Raw genomic sequence first — 19,647 nt, 5'->3', positions numbered from 1 at the left:
AAAAAGAACTCGAAAGTTTATTGTCTTTGAAATTTCAGCGAATTTGATTTGCGACTTTTCATCCCGTTCAAAGTATAGCAATAAAAATCCCCAAGGGAAGTTTACTCAAACTAAAATAAAAGTAAACAAATCTTTATATGACCAATACCATGAGGACGAAAAGTTCTCCATCTATTACCTGACAAAACAGCCCAAACAAATACTACTTGCTCAACAAGTTCAGACAACTTTGCCTTGGCACCAAATACTATTGTGGATCATAGCAGGTGGAGTTTTGTGGTGGACTAGTGTGGGGATCTTTTGATTTGTGCCCCTAGCCTTGTAGCTTTGCAGAGCATTATTATCAGACATTACATTTTTAAACCCCTCAGATTTGAACCGTCTACAGTTTTTTTTCGAAGCTACCAAAAATATCAGGCAAGCAGGTACCATTACCCAAAGTTCTCGTTTTTTGATCCGTAAAATGTTGTTACCCATTGATTTTTCTGAAGCCAAAATCATTGTGGAACTTGGAGCAGGCAATGGATGTATTACAAAAGCCATTCTTGAAAAAATGCAGCCTGATGCCAAGCTGTTAAGCTTTGAAGTAAACCCTAAGTTTGTAGACTTGTTGGGCGAAATAAAAGACGAGCGTTTACAAATAATAGCCGATTCTGCCGAAAATATTCCTCAACATCTTGCACAACATAATGCCACTCATACTCAAGCAGTTGTATCTGGCTTACCATTAGCTATTTTTCCTAAAGAGTTGAACACCAATATAATGAATGCCATCAAAAATACGCTTACTCCTGATGGCGTGTATACTCAATTTCAGTATTCGCTGACAAGTTTTGGTATGCTCAAAAAACAATTTACTTCAGTTCGTCGTGATTTTACCCCTTTAAATATTCCTCCTGCATTTGTTTATATTTGTAGAAATAGCTAGAGGGCAACTGTTAGATAAATACAAATTTAAAGAGGCTGCCTCATAATGAAGAGGCAGCCTCTTTTGGGTTTATTACTCCTCCTCTAAATACACATCCAGCAAGCCATCTGGTAAAGTTACCTCAATAATTTTTTGTTCATGGTCAAGCTTTTGAATGATCTGGTCTTTGATATAAGGTATCAATACTTCTTTGCCTTGGTGAGTTACTCCAATCAAATCTTGGTTAGTAGAATCATAGAGTTGGGTTACTTTACCTATTTCACCTTGGTTAGCATCTACTACCATATACCCCAAAATATCGTGGAAGTAGTATTCTTCCTCATTAGTATCGGGGAGCACATCAATAGGTAACATCAACTTACTCCCTACCAGAGGCCTTGCTTGGTCTACATCGTCTATTTCTTCAAATTTAAGGCGTACATACCCTTGGACAAATCTTACCTGCTCGATAAAATAGGGTACCATGTGACGATCTTTTACCACAAAAATAGATTCTATTTCACGGTATTCTTCCGAGTTATCCACATCAAACACCGCATGGATTTCACCCTTTACTCCGTATGTTTTGGCTATGTAGCCTACTTCATAGCAATCTTCAAAATTCATTGTTATACATTTAGTGACTAGCTTTGAACTCGATAGAAAAGCATAAAAAAACCTTTGCTTCTCAAGAAAAGCAAAGGTTTGTCAAGAATGAACAAGTGATTTTTCTGAATATTCGGAATCTCTTGTTTATGATTCAGTGTTTTCTGCCTCGTTGGTTTCAGCAGTAGCTTCTGCGTCGCCAGCTTCATTACCTTCAGCGTTTTCGCCTTCAGCAGCTTTAGCAGCTTCTTCTTGTTTTTTCTTAAGAGCTTCAGCACGTTTTGCACTTACCTCTGCCTCTGCTGCCAAACGAGCCTTTTTAGCTGCTTCGCCTTCGGTAGAAAGTTTTTCAATACGTGCAGTAATCTTAGCATCTTTCTTAGCTTTCCATTCTTCAAACTTTTGAGCTGCTTGCTCTTCAGTGATTGCACCTTTTCGTACCCCTATTTCTAAGTGTTTACGAATCAATACACCTCTGTAAGAAAGCATTGCTTTTACAGTATCTGTTGGTTGTGCACCATCCAATACCCATTTCAAAGCGCGCTCATCGTCTAAAACAATAGTAGCCGGAACAGTATGTGGGTTATACGTTCCAATTTTTTCGATGAATCGACCATCACGTGGTGCTTTTCTGTCAGCTATGACAACATCGTACAAGGGCTTTTTTTTGCGCCCTCTTCTTGCTAATCTAATTCTTACCATATTATCTTAAAGTAAATGACCATAAATGACAGAACCCGTCTGTCTATTGGTTTTGGTGCGCAAAGATACTACATTTTTTCAGTATTGGTGTTTTTGCAGGGAAAACTTTTAATAAAACAAGGGCAAATTTATAAAGTTAATAGAGGCTGTAAACCCTTAAGGTTCTTTATCAAACATTTTGTATTTTTGCTATTACTACATTTTTAACGCTCACCACATTGGTGGTAGAATAGTTTAGTCTAATATCTATGAAACATTACAAAGTGTATTTATTTGTGTTAGGGGTGATTTTGCTTGATCATACAGTAAAACTATGGATACACTTTAATATTGGTCAAGGATTTTTAGGACAAATTAATCTATTGGGCAACTGGCTTAAGGTGCAGTATGAGCTCAACTCCGGAATGGCGTTTGGGGTAGAATGGGGGCGTACTTATGGCAAATTGGCACTCACTATTTTTAGGTTATTGGCCACTATTGGCATATTATTTTACCTTAGAAGACTGCTCCATCGTCATGCCCATTCAGGATTGATCTATTGTATTGCGCTTATTTTGGGCGGGGCCATTGGCAATCTTATCGATAGTATTTTTTATGGAGTGTTGTTGAACAACGCCCCTGCTGATGCTCCCTTTGCCTGGTTTCATGGACAAGTAATAGATATGATTTACGTCGACTTACTAGGTGGGTATTTACCCCATTGGATCCCTTTTGTTGGTGGAAAATATGTCCCTGCTACAGTTTTTAATATAGCTGATGCCGCAATTTTTATCGGAGTTATTGTTATTATTGTGCGCCAAAAACAATTTTTTGCCAAAAAACGCCGAAAAAAATATAAGACAATTGCGTAAAGGCAACTACCATGTCATTTAAGAATCTCTGAAGCGAATGAAAAAGACACATAAATTATATAAATACTTTCTGTTAAGTTTTGTTGTAATCTTGCTCGATCAAGCGGTGAAATTGTTGGTACATTATAATATGGATCCAGGCTTGGCCGGGGAAATTAAGGTATTGGGAAGCTGGCTCAAAATTCACTATGTACTCAACCCTGGAATGGCATTTGGTCTTAAACTAGGCTCTGTATATGGCAAGCTCATCCTTACCCTGTTTCGCTTGCTCGCTACAGTAGGTATTGCTTACTACATGTCGTTGCTTGTCAAACGCAAAGCCCATACCGGGCTTATATGGTGTGTAGCACTTATACTTGCCGGAGCAGTGGGCAATGTGGTAGATAGTACGTTTTATGGAGTATTTTTAAATAATGCTCCTGCCGGTTCGCCTACTCCTTGGTTTCATGGGCAAGTGATAGACATGATCTACCTTGACATTTGGGAAGGACACCTACCTAAGTGGTTGGGAGGACAATATTATGCACTTTGGCCTATTTTCAACATTGCCGATTCAGCTATTTTTCTGGGGGTAGCGGTTATTTTAGTCATGCAGCGTAGGTTTTTTAAAGATGCTGAGGATAAAAAACAAGACAACGAAACCAATAAAGATACCACAACACCTTCTGCGGGTACTACAGCCAATTAGTGAGCAGGTACTTTTGAAGCAAAATATAACCGTTTGGAAGTTGATTTTCCGAACGGTTTTTTATCTATAGAACCAAGCAATCAAAAATTGGAAAGTTTTTTGAAACCTTCTAATTTAGGTATTCAAATAAACAACAATTATGACAAGGCTTAAAATTGGCGGTGCAGCACTCAATCAAACTCCGTTAGATTGGGAAAACAACCTAAAAAATATACAAAATGCTATAGAACAAGCTAAAGATGCATCAGTAGATGTATTGTGTTTGCCTGAGCTATGCATTACAGGGTATGGGTGTGAAGATATGTTTTTGAGCGATTGGGTGGCAGACAAGGCACTTGAGCAACTGAGTAAGATCGCCCAGTGGTGCACCAATATTGTAGTAGCGGTAGGCTTGCCAGTAAGGTTTGATAATGACTTGTACGACTGTGTGTGTCTAATGCATAACCAAGAAATTTTGGGTTTCTCAGCCAAGCAAAACCTTGCCAATGATGGGGTACATTATGAATCCCGCTGGTTTAAAGCGTGGAAAGCAGGCAGGCTAGAGATGCTGAGGGTAGGAACGAAAAAATACCCTTTTGGAGATATTATTTACATTGCCAAAAATATTAAAATTGGCCTTGAAATATGTGAAGATGCCTGGAACGACCAAAAGCGTCCTGCACACCAACTTAATAAACGTAAAGTAAACCTGATACTCAACCCCAGCGCCAGTCATTTTGCTTTTGCTAAAGCCAAACATCGTGAAAAACTAATGTTGGAAGCCAATGCCCCTGTATATTTGTATTGCAACTTGTTAGGCAATGAAGCTGGCAAGATGATCTACGATGGGCAAGTATTTGTTACTCAAGGCAATCAAGTAATTGGGCGTAATCAATTGTTTTCTTTTAAAAACGTTGACCTATTAGCCGCTCAGGTTGATTTTAAAAACCCTGAGAACTCTGATGCTACCCTGGAAGCTGCTCAGTTTAACAAAAATCATGAGTTTGTACAGGTGCTTTCGCTTGCTTTGTTTGACTATATGCGCAAAAGCCGCAGCAAAGGTTATATTCTCTCATTATCAGGGGGAGCCGATTCATCTACTTGTGCTGTAATGGTGGCCGAAATGGTAAAGCGAGGAGTGGCAGAATTGGGCTGGGAAGCATTTCTTGAAAAGTCAGGAGTTGCCTTTGACGAAGAACAAATGAAGGATGCTTTGCGTGAAGAAGACCCACCCCTTAGGCACATCGTCAAACACTTGCTTACCTGTGTATATCAATCTTCTGACAATTCGAGCTATCAAACCCTCAACTCTGCCAAGTTGCTTGCTCAAGATTTGGGCGCTACTTTTCATCACTGGAGCATTAAAGAGGATGTGACCAGTTACTCTAAAAAAATAGAATATATTATTAACCAATCGCTGAGTTGGCACAAGCACGATATTGCTTTACAAAATATTCAAGCAAGGGCTCGTTCCCCTATTATTTGGATGCTTGCCAACATCAAAGGGGCTTTGTTGATTGCTACTTCTAATCGTAGCGAAGGGAGTGTAGGTTATACTACTATGGATGGTGACACATCGGGTGGCATATCACCTATTGCAGGAGTAGATAAACACTTTATCCGTGAATGGCTCAAATGGGCAGAAACCTCACTGGGGCAAAAAGAACTAAGGCATGTCAATGCTTTGCAGCCTACTGCCGAGCTTCGACCCAAAGACGATGACAGCACTCAACAACAAACGGATGAGAAAGACCTAATGCCTTATGAAGTATTACAGGCTATAGAGCGCCTCACGTTATATGAGCGCCTTTCTCCCAAGCAAATATTTGAACAGCTGCAATCAGAAGTAGCAGACGTAGAACTCTTGAAAGAACATATTCGTAAGTTTTTTCACTTATGGAGCCGCAACCAGTGGAAACGAGAACGGTTGGCTCCTTCTTTTCACCTAGACGATTACAGTATAGACCCCCGTAGTTGGTTTCGCTTCCCTATTTTATCTGGTGGTTTCCAGCAAGAACTGGAAAGTTTGTAGCGTTTTTTAAAAGAGAGCTGTTGTTTTATGGAGGAGTTTATTTGGGTGGCCTTACTAAGCTATGTCTCATTGTAAATATTTGTTTTGAAAACACCCCTTCTTGCGTTATCTTTATTGCCATAGTTTAGAGTTTAAGCTCGTTTCGATTTTTCGATACAAATGAAAATAATGGCTTTGCTTTTTGTCAGTCTATTTTTCAAGAAGCAAGGTATTTATAATCTATTATTAAAAATCAAGATGGGGTCTTGGTTTAAAGTTTATCAAGGTGAAATTTAAATCAAGCTCTTATGCTATTCAAATAAAGTTAATAAGGAATCGTGTGAAAATCATGAGCTGACGCGCAACTGTAAATGGAAAAACTCCACAAGCCAGGACACTTTACTTTATTTGTTAATTTGATAAAGCTTTCGCGAACCAGGGCTGGATCAAGACTAACATGTCACTCCTACAAATCCACCATCTGATTAGCATACTCCATCAAAAGGAGAAGCAAGCGGTTTTTAGATGTTGTATTGTGCTGGTTGTTTTAGGCTTAGCTCTTATCCACCCTCAAACAAAGAACAATGAAAATATACACTAAGAAAGGAGATGCCGGAAAAACGGGTTTATACGGTGGCAAGCGAGTATTCAAAGATGATATTCGTGTAGAGTGTTATGGTACACTTGACGAAGTAAACTCTACCATTGGTTTGTTAAGGGCTAAATTAGATATTACCCATGAGTGGCAAACTAACTTGCGAAAAATTCAGAAGGATATGATGGATATGATGTCGCACCTAGCGCGCCCCTCTGATGCCAAAAAAGTAAATACAAACCCCATGCCTACTGATGGTGCTGATTTTTGTGAGCAATGGATTGATCAGTTAGAAAATAATTTAAGTACTGCATCTGATTATTTTTTGTTGCCAGGAGGCAATGAAGTGTCTGCTTTGTGCCATGTGGTACGCACACAGATGCGTCGTGGTGAGCGACACTTGGTAAGCCTTATGAGAGAAGATGAGGTACACGAAGCCATTCCTGCTTATATCAATCGTTTATCTGACCTGTTTTTTACATTGGCTCGTGCTGAAATGGATAAGAATATGGTGGAAGAAGAGAAGTGGCAATTATTTATTTACAAAAGAATTAAAAAAGAAGAGTCGCCTGCGAATAAAGAAGAAAAGAGCGAAAAGAAAAAGACGGTGCGCCCTAAAATTAAATAATCCAGTATTTAACCTTAGTACACTGGAACTTAAATATCTTATGCTTCTTTCGGCTTCCCCGAATCAAGTTCGGCTTACAGCTCCGAGCTTGTTCTCGGAGGACTGTGAGCTTTTGCCCGCTGATTTCTCTTAAAAAGTATCGCGTAGCTCTTTGGTTCCGATATGCATCGGAATTGTAAACTAACTCTGCTCAACTTTTGAAGATTATCAACAAACAAAATCAACTCGAATTAAACAACGACTTACTTAAGTTACAGTGTACTTAGACTTTATAGGTTAAGTCTAAATCAAAGATTATTTGACCATTTTGATAAAAAGTATTGCTCCTCCTGTTGGGCTCGAACCAACGACCCTCTGATTAACAGTCAGATGCTCTAACCAACTGAGCTAAGGAGGAGTATTACTGATAAAATGCTACATTGAATAAAAAAAGGTAAAACTAATTTAGTTTTACCTTTAACCAACAATATTCTTTAACACTATGAACACTAAATATCGCTCCTCCTGTTGGGCTCGAACCAACGACCCTCTGATTAACAGTCAGATGCTCTAACCAACTGAGCTAAGGAGGAGTGTCATTCAGTAAAAATGCGTTGCAAAGATAAGGACGATTTGAATAATTAAGCAAGTTTTTAGAGAAAAAAAATAAAAAAATATTCTGTCTGACTTTTGTCCTTTTTATAAAAATGTATTCTCAGGTGTTTAATGAAGGTTTTTGGGATATTTATCGTGGGAAAAAAGTTTAAATATTTTTTTTAAGCGAACAAAGCACAGGCACAAAAGGTTGCTTGCCTCTAAAAGCTTTGTTTAACAAAAGCTTGGAATTGTAGAGCAATGAATGATGCGAAAACAAGCCTGATGGAGGTTTTTTATGAGAAGAATGACCAATTAGTTAAAATTATTTATTATTTTTAGTACGTTAGTGAGTCATACATTACGTCTAATGCCTTGTTGATGCTTACTGATATACAGTTTAACACTTGATACACTATGAACAAAAAAAGTTATTTAATAAGCCTGTTGTTGGCATCAATACTAGGGGGCTTTGTAGCTGTAAAACTCAACCAATACTTACAACCCAAGCAAACTATTCGATCAATTCAGGATCGCCAGAATATCCAACTGGCTAATTTTCTCAAAGACTCTACCGTCAAAGTACCCAAAGGTTTGAATTTTGTAATTGCGGCCAATGCTGTAAAGTCTGCTGTAGTGCATATTAAAACTACCTATGCTGGCAAGGGTAAATACTCCTCTTCTTCTTCTGACCCTTTGGAAGATATGTTCAGACAGTTCCACGGAGAAGACAATTATCGCCGTCGCCATCGCCGCCCCCGTCAGTCTTCTGGTTCTGGTGTCATTATTACTGACAATGGCTATGTTGCCACTAATTATCATGTAATAGAAAATGCTGGACAAATAGATGTAGTTTTAAATGATAAACGAAGCTATGTGGCCAAGCTTGTTGGTAAAGACCCCACTACCGACCTTGCCTTGCTCAAGATACAAGAAAAGAATTTACCTTTTGTAAAGTATGGCAACTCTGGTAAAACCCAAATTGGTGAATGGGTACTTGCCGTAGGTAACCCTTTCGACTTGACCTCTACTGTGACCGCAGGCATTGTAAGTGCCAAAGGCAGAAACATCAACATACTAAGTGGACAGTATGCTATAGAGTCGTTTATTCAGACAGACGCGGCTGTAAATCCAGGAAACAGTGGTGGCGCGTTGGTAAACCTCAAGGGTGAGTTGGTAGGTATCAATACTGCCATTGCGACTCGCACAGGTTCTTATTCAGGCTATTCATTCGCTATACCAGTAAATATTGTAAAAAAGGTGCTGAACGACCTCATGAAGTATGGGCAAACCCAAAGGGCACTATTGGGTGTTTCTATCCAAAATGTAGATGCTAATTTTGCCAGCAATAAAGACTTGAGTGTAGTAAGTGGGGTGTACATTGCCACCCTGACCAAGTCAGGTGCTGCGCGTAGTGCCGGGCTAAAAATAGGAGATGTCATTATTAAAATAGATGACCAGCAAGTACGCAATATGGCTGACCTTCAGTCGTTGATTGCTACCCGTCGTCCTGGCGATCAGGTAAAGGTGACTTATGCGCGTGGCGAGCGGGTATTAAGCACAATGGCCACACTACGTAACCGTCAGGGAAACTTTAAAATTATGCGTGCTCCACGCAAAATAGCTACTGAAAAAATACTGGGTGCGGTGTTTGAGGGAATAAGTCTCAGTGAAAAGACCAAACTCAAGATTGATCATGGAGTAAAGGTAATTGATGCTGGTAAGGGGAAACTGAAAGAGTCGGGCATTCGTAAAGGATTCATTATCACTTACTTTGGCGAAGAGTCTGTCAATTCTCCCAAAGATATTGAGCGTTTGATTAAAAAACGTAAAAGGGTAATAGCCATAGAAGGAATGTACCCCAATGGCGAAAAAGCTTACTATGCTATAGGCTGGTAAATGCCTCAATAATTTTTTTGAACAATAAAAAGGGTATTTTGGGTAAAATCTATAAATACCTTTTTTTATTGCCTTAAAATTGGCGTAACTTTGCTCAAATTTATCATTAATCACTAGGTTGATATATGGAAGCTACAACAAAAACCACTGAAGAAATTCAACAAATATTAAGTACACTTGGAATCAAGGACATGAACCCTTCTTATGGAACGGGACAAGTATATGGTTCGGTACAAGGTGGTACTCAACGAGCTATTCACTCGCCTATAGACGGGCAATACTTGGCAACAGTGCAATATGCTACTCGCGAAGAGTATGATAAGGTAATTGGTGCCGCTCAAAAAGCTTTTGTAGAATGGCGACAAATGCCTGCCCCAAAACGTGGTGAAATTGTTCGTCAGATTGGAAATAAATTAAGAGAATATAAAGAACCTTTAGGCAAATTAGTTACCCTTGAAATGGGTAAAATTTACCAGGAAGGTTTGGGCGAAGTACAAGAGATGATTGACATTTGCGATTTTGCCGTAGGTCAGTCTCGTCAACTGTACGGAAAAACCATTGCTTCTGAGCGCCCTGAGCACCAAATGCTTGAAAAATACCAACCCTTAGGCATCATTGGAATCATATCGGCTTTTAATTTCCCGGTAGCAGTATGGTCTTGGAACGCAATGTTGGCGGCTATTTGTGGCGATGTTTGTGTGTGGAAACCTTCTGAAAAGACCCCTTTGTGTGCCATTGCTTGTCAACACATTGCTGCACAGGTATTGAAAGAAAACAACTTGCCTGAAGGTATTTTTAGTTTTATCAATGGAGACGCTGAGCTAGGAAAGTGGATGGCAGAAGATAAGCGTGTTCCTTTAGTATCGGCTACTGGTTCTACTCGCATGGGTAAAAGCGTAGCACAAACAGTGGCTGGTCGTTTGGGTAAAAGTTTGTTGGAGTTAGGTGGAAACAATGCCATCATTATGACCGCAAACGCCAATATTGAAATGGCCATGAGAGCTACCTTGTTTGGCGCAGTAGGTACTTGTGGACAACGTTGTACCACTACCCGCCGTTTGATCATTCATGACTCTATTTATGACAATGTAAAAGATCGTTTGGTGAAGGCTTATGGAGGTTTATCTATTGGTAATCCACTAGAGGCTTCTACCTTGGTTGGTCCATTGATCGATAAAGAGGCTGTACAAGGCTTTACCAATGCATTGGAAAGCGTACAAAAAGAAGGAGGTAAACTACTTACTGGTGGCGATGTGCTGAGCTTGAACGGCTTAGAGGGTGGCAACTATGTACAACCTGCCATTGTAGAAGCTGAAAACAGTTACCAGATGGTGCAGGAAGAAACCTTTGCTCCTATTTTGTACTTAATCAAATACAGTGGTGATGTAATGAACGCCATTAATATTCAGAACGATGTAAAACAAGGGCTATCTTCGGCTATATTCTCTGACAATGTACAGGAAACCGAAACATTCCTCTCTTTCCGTGGCTCTGATTGTGGCATTGCCAACGTAAATATAGGTACTTCAGGTGCTGAGATTGGCGGAGCTTTTGGCGGAGAAAAAGAAACCGGGGGTGGACGTGAGTCTGGTTCTGATTCTTGGAAAGTATACATGCGTCGTCAGACCAATACTATTAATTATAGTCAGGAACTACCTTTGGCACAAGGAATTAAGTTTGATGTTGACTGAAATAATCGTTTAAATTAGTCAACTTCAACTCATAGATATTCGTTTTAACAAGGTGGGAATTTATCATAAAATTCTCACCTTGTTTTTTTTGCTTTATACAAAACACTACTTGCCTCAAACTTATTTTTCTGAAAACAATTAAATATTACTGAAAACATAAGAAATAGTTACTAGAATTTGTATTTTGGAAAAGTTAACTTAAAAACTACCTTTTATAAACTGATCATTTTCGCGGATTATTGATTAATTATAAAATGTTTTTTATTTTTAGTTCAAATACTATGATTAACATTTATTAAGTGTAGATGAAAAAATAACTACTTAGAGGTCTATTTAATAATTGATAAGAACTATACTTACAAATGGTCATGTTGTATCATCAATCAAATCACTTGGTAGAAAATCAAAAACTATGACAAACTCACAAGTTACATATAATGCGGTAATGTTAATAGATGATAATGAGATCGATAATCTTATTAATCAGAAAATTATCGAATCTTCCAGTATTACTGACAACATTTATACTCATACTGGTGGAAAAAGTGCCATAGAGTTTTTAAGAAATGCAGAAAAAATAGCCTCTAAAATGGGCAATAACAGCTTTTTGCCTGATGTTATCTTCTTGGATATAGATATGCCATTAATGGATGGTTTTCAATTTTTGGACGAGTTTGAACGTTTGCCCGATCGTATCAAGCAACATTGCAAAATTGTAATGCTTACCTCTTCTATCAACTCAAAAGACATCAAACGTTCTAAAAGATACGAGTACGTAAAGGCGTATGTAAACAAGCCGTTGACCAAAGACAACCTCAATGCAATGAAACTATAATAAGGCTTTTTGATACATACTAAGACATAAAAAAACGCATAAGATCAAAGATTTTATGCGTTTTGTTGTTTAAATAAAAGTTGTTTACAAGGTGATATTAGGTATTAAAGTACTCGTTTGATAAAGTCATCATCTAACTTTATATACTTGGTCAGGCAAAAGCCAGTCCAGTAAGTCTTTTTGAGCTTATCCATAAACCCTCTGATTTTGGTCTCCCGATCAGCACGATTGGTTTGGTTGGCAGTTTTCAGAATCTTAGAAAATAATACCACGTGAATACAGGTCTCTTTACCCAATAAACGAATCTGACGCTGTATGCTGTTCATAAGCTGCGAGAATAAGTCGCTATCTTTAAGTATACAGTACTGTATAGCCAGCAAAAGCTTAATTTCAAGGTGTACGTAAGGGTATTTTTTGAGACTAATATCGTTGAGCAAATTGTTGATCCAGCGCACTGCTTCCTCATATTTTTCTGCGTAAAAACAACACAAAGCCCGGTAAGCTACATAAGTAACATATTGTGGAATGTTTTGACGGTCAGGTTCAAACTCCAAAAACAATCCTTTGTTTTCTTCATACATGTCGTGTTGAGTACCCAAACGGTTGTGGCGCTCAAGCTTGGTAAATAAGAAGCGTGAAGGGAAAGTGTAGAGGTTGTAACAAGAAAGTAAACTACCAATAGAATCGTTTACATCCTCAAAGTATTTTTCAGCTTTACGATAAAGTTTATAATGATTATAATACTCCAGACGCAACAGTTGAAATACAATATTTAGATGAAAATAAATGGTGTCTTTTTCATAGTCTGAGAAGATACTGTCTACCTTATTGAAAATATCTTCAATAGGCTCTAAATTATCCTCCTCAAAAGTTTCATCATCAGGCTCTACAAACAGGCGATGAAAAATATTGACACAACTTTGGTAAATATACAAGCGGTGCGAGTGATCGGAAGCGTGCATTTTACACTTATTGTGTACCTCTTTCATCAATAATGAAAGCTTCATTTTGTCAGTATCATCGTCTGAGAAGCTGTATATGCCATATTTTTTAAAATAGTCAGACAATAAACTTTCTACCTCATCTACTGCCAGTGTATAAGCAACATGCTTGTTGTACAACTGAGAATAGGTAAAGTGCTCTGGAGAAGTAGCGTGTAATTTTTTGAGCGTTTTATAAACAATCATTAATTCGTTGGATAAGTCATAATCCAATAATTGTTTTTCCAGAGTTTTGAGAGTTGTAATAGCAATCGTACGTTTTTTGGTAAACACAATTTCATTGATATTGGCAACTTTCCGTAAGAGATCGGTACGTGGGCTTTCTATTTGGGCAAGGAGATGTTCCTCAATTTTTTGATTGAGCCTGGAGCGTAAAGTATAATAGGCATTGGTGTTTACTTTAAGCTTTTCCATTACCTTCGCATCAGATAACTGCTCCTGGTGCATGTATCTTAGCAGGTCAGCAGATTTCTCAGCATTACTATCTGCTAATGATTTGTATATCTGTTCGTAATCATCATTAGAGAGTTGCTTAATAATATTTTTTAGCTTAGCCATCCCTGATATTTTTCGTTTTTTGAAAGAAAAAATGTTTTGTTAATGTCATGCCTTTTTTGGTGGTCTGTTAAAAAAAAAGCAAAAGCTTCAAAACTAGACCAATGTAATAAATAATATTAAATTTGCAAAAAAATAGCTTTTATTTAATTTCAAAAAGTAGAAGAGGTGTAGAACCCCCTCTATTTTTTGAGATTTACCACAAAAATACCTCTTACATGTGTATAGGGCGATTTTCTGTTGCGGCAAGGCAAGCTTCTTTAAAAGCTTCAGTGTAAGTAGGGTGGGGGTGAGATATGCGGGCAATGTCTTCAGCAGATGCTTTAAACTCCATCGCTACTACCCCTTCCATAATCATATCGGCAGCACGTGCGCCTATAATATGTACCCCTAATATTTCATCAGTTGTTTTATCAGCCAATATCTTTACCAAACCCTCGATGTCCATACTAGCCCGCGAGCGTCCCAGTGCACGATAAGGAAAGGTGCCTACTTTATATTCCTGTTTGTTGTCTTTGAGTTGCTCTTCGGTATAACCTACACTGGCTACTTCTGGCCAGGTATACACTACACCTGGTATGAGCAAATAATTCATGTGAGGTTTTTGTCCTGCCATTGCCTCGGCTACAAAAACACCTTCCTCTTCGGCTTTATGAGCCAACATAGCCCCACGTACTACATCGCCTATAGCATATATCCCTGGCACGCTGGTTTCGAGGTGTTCGTTTACCGGAATACGTCCCCGCTCGGTTTGAACACCAATGTTTTCAAGCCCTAGTTTCTCAGTGTAAGGACGTCGTCCTATGGCCACCAGGCAGTATTCTCCAGTAAATTTTACTTCTTCTTCTTTTTTGTTCACTGCTGTAACTTCGGTATGATCACCTTTGTTTACAATATTGGTTACCCTATGGCTAAAAAAGAACTTAATGCCTATTTTTTTAAGCGACTTGGTCAGCTCCTTACTCATTGTACGATCCATACTTGGAATAGCCGCATCCAGATACTCTATCATAGTTACCTTAGTGCCCAAGCGCGCATACACCGACCCCAACTCAGTAGCAATTACCCCAGCCCCTATAATCACCATTGTTTCGGGAACTTTGGTAATTTCAAGTGCTTCGGTAGAAGAGATGATGCGTTCACCATCAAAGTCAATATTAGGCAAAGAAGTAGGTTCTGAGCCGGTGGCAATGATTACCTTTTTGGTTTTCACTTCTTGAGTTTCACCCTTGTCATTGGTTACTTTAATGGTGTTTTTATCAACAAAAGATCCCCAACCATGAAACTCATCAATATTGTTTTTCTTCATCAAAAACCGAATACCACTGGTGTTTTGGTCTACTACATCCCCTTTTCTTTTAATCATTTGTGGCATGTCTACCTCAAGGTCTTTGAGTTTGATACCGTGGGTTTTAAATGATTTTTTAGCGTTGTAATAATGCTCCGAAGAATCAAGCAATGCTTTTGAGGGAATACAACCTACATTGAGGCAGGTGCCCCCTAAGGTAGCAGATTTTTCGATAATGGCTGTTTTAAAACCTAATTGAGAAGCTCTGATGGCTGCAACATAGCCACCCGGACCTGACCCTATTACTGTAACGTCGTAAGTCATAGTTTGAATTTTTATTATTTAGGTAAACAAGTACCTATTGGTTTCTTAAAATAAAACAACTGCTCTGCCTTTGGCTAATTTTAAAGAAGCGCTCAGAGGAGTTTTTACAAACATATCAAATATATGCCACAAATGGCACAAAACCAATTGTATAAAAACAGGACTGTTAACTAGGGTAAAAGAAGAAAACAAATGACTAAAATTAGCGAAAACCTGTGTAGTTGTATTGCTCAAAGCTACTTTGACTTATACAACAGGCACTCTTATAAAAAACAGTTCATTTGGTGTTAATCCAACACTTGGAACACTTACTTTAGTTTTGCAGATAAGAGAACCTACCCAAGCTTTTCTTTTGGATTATAAAATTGCTCTCAGGTCAAGTTTGACCTACTTCAGTTATAAACAACAGGAGGTGAATGCTTTGTTTCTTAAACAATAAGGGATTACTTATTTTTTTCCTAAAATTTTCTTTGCAAATCGTGGAGTATCACAAGTGAAACAATGAAAGTTGAGTACCATAAAAAGTGAATGTTTTTGAATCTGAAAATAATTATACGCATTATATATTTTTGCTAAACCCGCTGTTTTTATATTTTTATTTGTTTATTAAGGTTAAATTTAGTTTTAATCAAAATAAAATTTCACACACTATTTATGCTTTTTATTTGTGGTATCCTTTTTTACCCTTAAGAACCTACCTAATATTTATTGGCATATTTTAAAAAATGCCAAATCGGACTATTTGCAGACAAAATGGTGTGTTTCCAATAACCTGAAAAATTATGTAGATTTGTAATAGCATCAAGTTGCGAGCTACAAAAGGCTTACCTATAAACTACTTGAGGTACCGGTATGCATCGGTATCTAAGGACTTGTTGCTTGACACCTGTAGCTTCAAATTTAGAAAAGAAGATATTATGACCGACAAGATAAAACCCTATAAACCCAAAAACCACATCCGGGTGGTAACTGCCGCTTCTCTGTTTGATGGGCACGATGCTGCCATCAACATTATGCGACGCATTATTCAGGCTTCTGGTGCTGAGGTAATTCACCTTGGTCATAACCGTAGTGTAGCCGAAGTGGTAGACTGTGCCATTCAGGAAGATGCCCAAGCTATAGCCATGACCTCGTACCAGGGAGGGCATGTAGAGTATTTGAAGTATATGTACGACCTGCTCAAAGAGCGTGGGGCAAACATTAAAATATTTGGCGGTGGTGGTGGTACTATTTTGCCCTCTGAGGCAGAAGAACTTCACCAGTATGGCATTGATAGAATATACTCGCCTGATGATGGACGTGATCTGGGGTTGCAGGGAATGATTAACCACTTGTTGGAAACTTCAGATTTTTCGACATACAAAACCCGCCAGAAAAAACTGCAAACTGCTGGTGACATTAATGGACAAGACACTTTAGTAGAAGAGGCGCCTACCCATTCATTGAACGAACTCGTTGACAGCCTGCCCAAACGTAACCCGCTTGAGCTTGCTCGTTTGATTTCAGTAGCCGAAAACTACCCAGAAGAATTTGAGACAATCCGTAATGATTTAAGCAAAAAAGTAGAAGCCTCGCAAGCGCCAGTATTGGGTATTACCGGAACGGGTGGTGCAGGTAAATCTTCTTTAGTAGACGAGTTGGTTCGTCGTTATTTACTTGATTTTGAAGATAAAACCATTGCGGTTATATCAGTAGACCCTTCTAAAAGAAAAACTGGAGGAGCACTATTGGGCGATCGCATCCGAATGAACTCTATCAGCAATGGCAGGGTATATATGCGTTCGTTGGCCACTCGCCAGTCTAACCTTGCTTTGAGCCGCCATGTACAAGATGCCATTGATATTTGCAAAGCATCAGGCTTTGATCTAGTGATTGTAGAAACTTCAGGTATTGGGCAGTCTGATACTGAGATTGTAGACCACTCTGACGCATCGCTCTATGTAATGACAGCCGAGTATGGAGCAGCCACCCAGTTGGAGAAAATAGATATGCTGGATTTTGCCGATGTAATTGCCATTAATAAGTTTGACAAACGTGGTTCATTGGACGCTTTGCGCGATGTGCGTAAACAATACAAACGTAATAAGCTGGAGTTTGACACTCCTGACGAAGAATTGCCCATTTTTGGTTCTATTGCCTCTCAGTTCAACGATCCAGGCACCAACACTTTGTATCGTAGATTGATGGACAAAATTGTAGAACGCACTGGAGCCGAACATCTTAAGTCAAGTTTCTCTATCAGTGAGGCAATGTCTGAGAAGATATTTATTATTCCTCCTGATCGTGTTCGTTACCTTGCTGAAATCTGCGAAGACTCTGCCAAGTATGATAGCTTTGTAGATGAGCAGGCAAGCATTGCCCGCCGTATGTACCAGTTTAAAGGCACAATTGATCAATTGCGTGCCAATATTGGTAAAAAAACCATCGAGTTTGTAGAAGAGAGCGAAGAGGTGGTGCACGCCATTGAACATGTGCAAGGAGAGCCTGATTATTTGAAAGACCTCATTGATATGTATAATGACTTGGAGGCTCGCCTGGACAATGAGTGCAAAGCTTCACTCAAAGGTTGGGCAGACACCATTAAACGTTACAAAGCCGATAAATACCAGTTTCAAGTGCGTGATAGAGTAATTGAACAAGACTTATATCATACCAGTTTGTCGGGTACCCGTGTGCCTAAGGTATCGTTGCCACGCTATCAGGATTGGGGTGACATTTTACGTTGGATTCTGACCGAAAATGCTCCAGGATTTTTTCCTTATTCAGCAGGGGTATTTCCTCTCAAGCGTCAGGGCGAAGACCCTACCCGTATGTTTGCCGGAGAGGGTGGACCAGAGCGTACCAACCGACGTTTTCACTATGTATCAAAGGGCCTTCCTGCCAAACGTTTATCTACTGCGTTTGACTCGGTAACTTTGTATGGAAACAACCCCGACCACCGCCCTGATATTTATGGTAAGATTGGTAATTCTGGGGTAAGCGTGGCTACTTTGGACGATGCCAAAAAGCTATATTCTGGCTTTGACTTGTGTAACCCTAAAACGTCGGTGTCAATGACCATCAATGGTCCTGCGCCTATGTTGTTAGGTTTCTTTATGAACGCTGCCATTGACCAACAATGTGAAATGTACATTAAAGAAAATGGGCTAGAGGCTGAAGTAGAAGCCAAGATTGAGAAAATTTATGCTGACAAAGGGCTGGAACGTCCTCGTTACAATGGCGACTTGCCAGAGGGCAACGATGGCTTGGGTTTGATGTTGTTAGGCGTGTCGGGCGACCAGGTATTGCCTGCTGATGTGTATGCAAAAATAAAAGCCAGTGCTATATCGAAAGTACGTGGAACTGTACAAGCCGATATACTCAAAGAAGATCAAGCACAAAATACTTGTATTTTCTCTACAGAGTTTGCCTTGCGTATGATGGGCGATATTCAGCAATATTTTATTGACCATAAGATACGCAATTTCTACTCAGTATCTATCTCTGGTTACCACATTGCCGAGGCAGGCGCCAACCCCATTACCCAATTGGCGCTTACCTTGTCTAATGGTTTTACTTTCGTAGAATATTACCTCTCACGAGGAATGCATATCGATGATTTTGCCCCTAACTTTTCTTACTTCTTCTCAAACGGAATCGATCCTGAGTATTCAGTCATTGGACGAGTAGCCCGTAGAATTTGGGCGAAGGCAATTAAACACAAATACGGAGGTAATGAGCGTTCGCAAAAGCTCAAATACCATATTCAAACTTCGGGGCGTTCTTTGCATGCTCAAGAGATTGGTTTCAACGATATTCGTACTACGCTACAGGCACTATATGCCATTTACGACAATTGTAACTCGCTGCATACCAATGCTTATGATGAGGCCATTACTACTCCTACCGAAGAATCGGTGCGTAGGGCAATGGCCATTCAATTGATCATTAACCACGAATTAGGGCTTGCCAAAAACGAAAACCCACTGCAAGGAGCATTTATCATCGAAGAACTCACCGATTTGGTAGAACAAGCAGTTTTGACTGAGTTTAAGTCTATCTCGGAACGTGGTGGGGTACTAGGCGCAATGGAGCGCATGTATCAGCGTGCGAAGATTCAGGAAGAGTCGATGCATTATGAAATGAAAAAGCATACTGGAGAGTTGCCATTGATTGGGGTAAATACTTTCCTTGATCCAAATGGTTCGCCTACCATCGTGCCTGATGAAGTGATTCGCTCTACGACCGAAGAAAAAGAGTTTGCCATTACCACCCGCGATGCGTTTCATAAACGCAACGAGGAAACAGGTAAACAACGCTTGAAAGAATTACAGCAAACTGCTATTGAGAATGGAAACATGTTTGATGCTTTGATGGAAGCCGCCAAGGTTTGTTCATTGGGGCAAATGTCTGATGCTTTGTATGAAGTAGGTGGGCAGTACCGTAGGAATATGTAAGCTAGTTGGTAGTTTGGTAGACGGTAGTCTATAGATTTTTTTGAACCCTCGCAAAAGTGATTTTTGTGGGGGTTATTC

Annotated in this window: 14 protein-coding genes, 2 tRNA genes and 1 riboswitch; of the genes, 10 read left to right on the top strand and 6 right to left on the bottom strand. The window is 39.3% G+C overall.

The genetic code is table 11. The annotated features are described in order from the left end of the window. Both Q0954_RS18305 and Q0954_RS18300 read left to right on the top strand, forming a co-directional pair. On the top strand, positions 1-304 hold a 304-nt coding region (locus Q0954_RS18305; RefSeq protein WP_299459040.1), incomplete at its 5' end, for a hypothetical protein. A 69-nt stretch (positions 305-373) separates the two neighbouring features. Further along, a complete protein-coding gene (locus tag Q0954_RS18300; RefSeq protein ID WP_299459039.1) occupies positions 374-928 on the top strand; it encodes a ribose ABC transporter permease in 555 nt (184 codons plus the stop codon). Between the two features lie 72 nt (positions 929-1,000). Here Q0954_RS18300 and rimM read toward each other — a convergent pair whose 3' ends face one another. Both rimM and Q0954_RS18290 read right to left on the bottom strand, forming a co-directional pair. Continuing rightward, the gene (rimM, locus tag Q0954_RS18295; protein ID WP_299459038.1) at positions 1,001-1,534 is read right to left on the bottom strand and encodes a ribosome maturation factor RimM; all 534 of its coding nucleotides are present in this window, start codon (positions 1,532-1,534) and stop codon (positions 1,001-1,003) included. A gap of 126 nt (positions 1,535-1,660) precedes the next feature. Continuing rightward, positions 1,661-2,215, bottom strand: coding sequence for a 30S ribosomal protein S16 (locus Q0954_RS18290; protein ID WP_299459036.1), 555 nt, complete (start codon positions 2,213-2,215; stop codon positions 1,661-1,663). 248 nt (positions 2,216-2,463) lie between these two features. On the opposite strand from Q0954_RS18290, the gene Q0954_RS18285 reads away from it, so the two are divergent. The 4 genes from Q0954_RS18285 (at position 2,464) to Q0954_RS18270 (ending at position 6,967) form a co-directional block, all read left to right on the top strand. Further along, complete coding sequence (locus Q0954_RS18285; RefSeq protein WP_299459034.1) at positions 2,464-3,066, top strand: lipoprotein signal peptidase; 603 nt, start codon at positions 2,464-2,466, stop codon at positions 3,064-3,066. Positions 3,067-3,103: 37 nt separating this feature from the next. Further along, positions 3,104-3,754 (top strand): lipoprotein signal peptidase, encoded by a 651-nt coding sequence (locus Q0954_RS18280; RefSeq protein ID WP_299459032.1) that lies wholly within the window; start codon positions 3,104-3,106, stop codon positions 3,752-3,754. Between the two features lie 139 nt (positions 3,755-3,893). After that, on the top strand, positions 3,894-5,765 hold the full coding sequence (gene nadE, locus Q0954_RS18275; protein WP_299459030.1) for an NAD(+) synthase: 1,872 nt from the start codon (positions 3,894-3,896) through the stop codon (positions 5,763-5,765). Positions 5,766-6,036: 271 nt separating this feature from the next. Continuing rightward, positions 6,037-6,165: riboswitch (cobalamin riboswitch) on the top strand. Positions 6,166-6,328: 163 nt separating this feature from the next. Next, a complete protein-coding gene (locus Q0954_RS18270) occupies positions 6,329-6,967 on the top strand; it encodes a cob(I)yrinic acid a,c-diamide adenosyltransferase (RefSeq protein ID WP_299459028.1) in 639 nt (212 codons plus the stop codon). A 323-nt stretch (positions 6,968-7,290) separates the two neighbouring features. Here the strand turns inward: Q0954_RS18270 and Q0954_RS18265 are convergent. Further along, positions 7,291-7,364, bottom strand: a tRNA-Asn gene (locus Q0954_RS18265). A gap of 101 nt (positions 7,365-7,465) precedes the next feature. Then, a tRNA-Asn gene (locus tag Q0954_RS18260) sits at positions 7,466-7,539 on the bottom strand. A 418-nt stretch (positions 7,540-7,957) separates the two neighbouring features. Between Q0954_RS18260 and Q0954_RS18255 the strand changes: the two genes are divergently transcribed. The 3 genes from Q0954_RS18255 to Q0954_RS18245 all read left to right on the top strand — a co-directional run bounded on the left by Q0954_RS18255 (position 7,958) and on the right by Q0954_RS18245 (position 11,965). After that, complete coding sequence (locus Q0954_RS18255; protein WP_299459026.1) at positions 7,958-9,439, top strand: trypsin-like peptidase domain-containing protein; 1,482 nt, start codon at positions 7,958-7,960, stop codon at positions 9,437-9,439. Positions 9,440-9,564: 125 nt separating this feature from the next. Next, entirely contained in the window at positions 9,565-11,130 is a 1,566-nt protein-coding gene (locus tag Q0954_RS18250; RefSeq protein WP_299459024.1) for an aldehyde dehydrogenase family protein, read from the top strand. A gap of 412 nt (positions 11,131-11,542) precedes the next feature. Further along, the gene (locus Q0954_RS18245; RefSeq protein ID WP_045113137.1) at positions 11,543-11,965 is read left to right on the top strand and encodes a response regulator; all 423 of its coding nucleotides are present in this window, start codon (positions 11,543-11,545) and stop codon (positions 11,963-11,965) included. Between the two features lie 104 nt (positions 11,966-12,069). Here the strand turns inward: Q0954_RS18245 and Q0954_RS18240 are convergent, their stop codons facing one another. Next, positions 12,070-13,524: a hypothetical protein gene (locus tag Q0954_RS18240; protein WP_002694783.1), complete on the bottom strand. Its 1,455-nt coding sequence runs from the start codon at positions 13,522-13,524 to the stop codon at positions 12,070-12,072. A gap of 211 nt (positions 13,525-13,735) precedes the next feature. After that, the gene (gene lpdA / locus Q0954_RS18235) at positions 13,736-15,133 is read right to left on the bottom strand and encodes a dihydrolipoyl dehydrogenase (protein ID WP_299459017.1); all 1,398 of its coding nucleotides are present in this window, start codon (positions 15,131-15,133) and stop codon (positions 13,736-13,738) included. A gap of 917 nt (positions 15,134-16,050) precedes the next feature. Here lpdA and Q0954_RS18230 point away from each other — a divergent pair. Continuing rightward, complete coding sequence (locus tag Q0954_RS18230; RefSeq protein ID WP_299459015.1) at positions 16,051-19,569, top strand: methylmalonyl-CoA mutase family protein; 3,519 nt, start codon at positions 16,051-16,053, stop codon at positions 19,567-19,569. The last annotated feature ends 78 nt before the right edge of the window (positions 19,570-19,647 follow it).

Origin of the sequence: uncultured Microscilla sp. (assembly GCF_947493425.1) — a bacterium.
Classification (GTDB): domain Bacteria; phylum Bacteroidota; class Bacteroidia; order Cytophagales; family Microscillaceae; genus Microscilla.
Note: the sequence above shows the minus strand (reverse complement) of the source record. Positions and strands in the feature narration are given on the sequence as shown.

What these genes read in the sequence shown, in the direction of transcription:
- rimM (WP_299459038.1), bottom strand. Translation starts at nt 1,534, where the DNA reads ATGAATTTTGAAGATTGCTATGAAGTAGGCTACATAGCCAAAACATAC.
- Q0954_RS18290 (WP_299459036.1), bottom strand. Translation starts at nt 2,215, where the DNA reads ATGGTAAGAATTAGATTAGCAAGAAGAGGGCGCAAAAAAAAGCCCTTG.
- Q0954_RS18285 (WP_299459034.1), top strand. Translation starts at nt 2,464, where the DNA reads ATGAAACATTACAAAGTGTATTTATTTGTGTTAGGGGTGATTTTGCTT.
- Q0954_RS18280 (WP_299459032.1), top strand. Translation starts at nt 3,104, where the DNA reads ATGAAAAAGACACATAAATTATATAAATACTTTCTGTTAAGTTTTGTT.
- nadE (WP_299459030.1), top strand. Translation starts at nt 3,894, where the DNA reads ATGACAAGGCTTAAAATTGGCGGTGCAGCACTCAATCAAACTCCGTTA.
- Q0954_RS18270 (WP_299459028.1), top strand. Translation starts at nt 6,329, where the DNA reads ATGAAAATATACACTAAGAAAGGAGATGCCGGAAAAACGGGTTTATAC.
- Q0954_RS18255 (WP_299459026.1), top strand. Translation starts at nt 7,958, where the DNA reads ATGAACAAAAAAAGTTATTTAATAAGCCTGTTGTTGGCATCAATACTA.
- Q0954_RS18250 (WP_299459024.1), top strand. Translation starts at nt 9,565, where the DNA reads ATGGAAGCTACAACAAAAACCACTGAAGAAATTCAACAAATATTAAGT.
- Q0954_RS18245 (WP_045113137.1), top strand. Translation starts at nt 11,543, where the DNA reads ATGACAAACTCACAAGTTACATATAATGCGGTAATGTTAATAGATGAT.
- Q0954_RS18240 (WP_002694783.1), bottom strand. Translation starts at nt 13,524, where the DNA reads ATGGCTAAGCTAAAAAATATTATTAAGCAACTCTCTAATGATGATTAC.
- lpdA (WP_299459017.1), bottom strand. Translation starts at nt 15,133, where the DNA reads ATGACTTACGACGTTACAGTAATAGGGTCAGGTCCGGGTGGCTATGTT.
- Q0954_RS18230 (WP_299459015.1), top strand. Translation starts at nt 16,051, where the DNA reads ATGACCGACAAGATAAAACCCTATAAACCCAAAAACCACATCCGGGTG.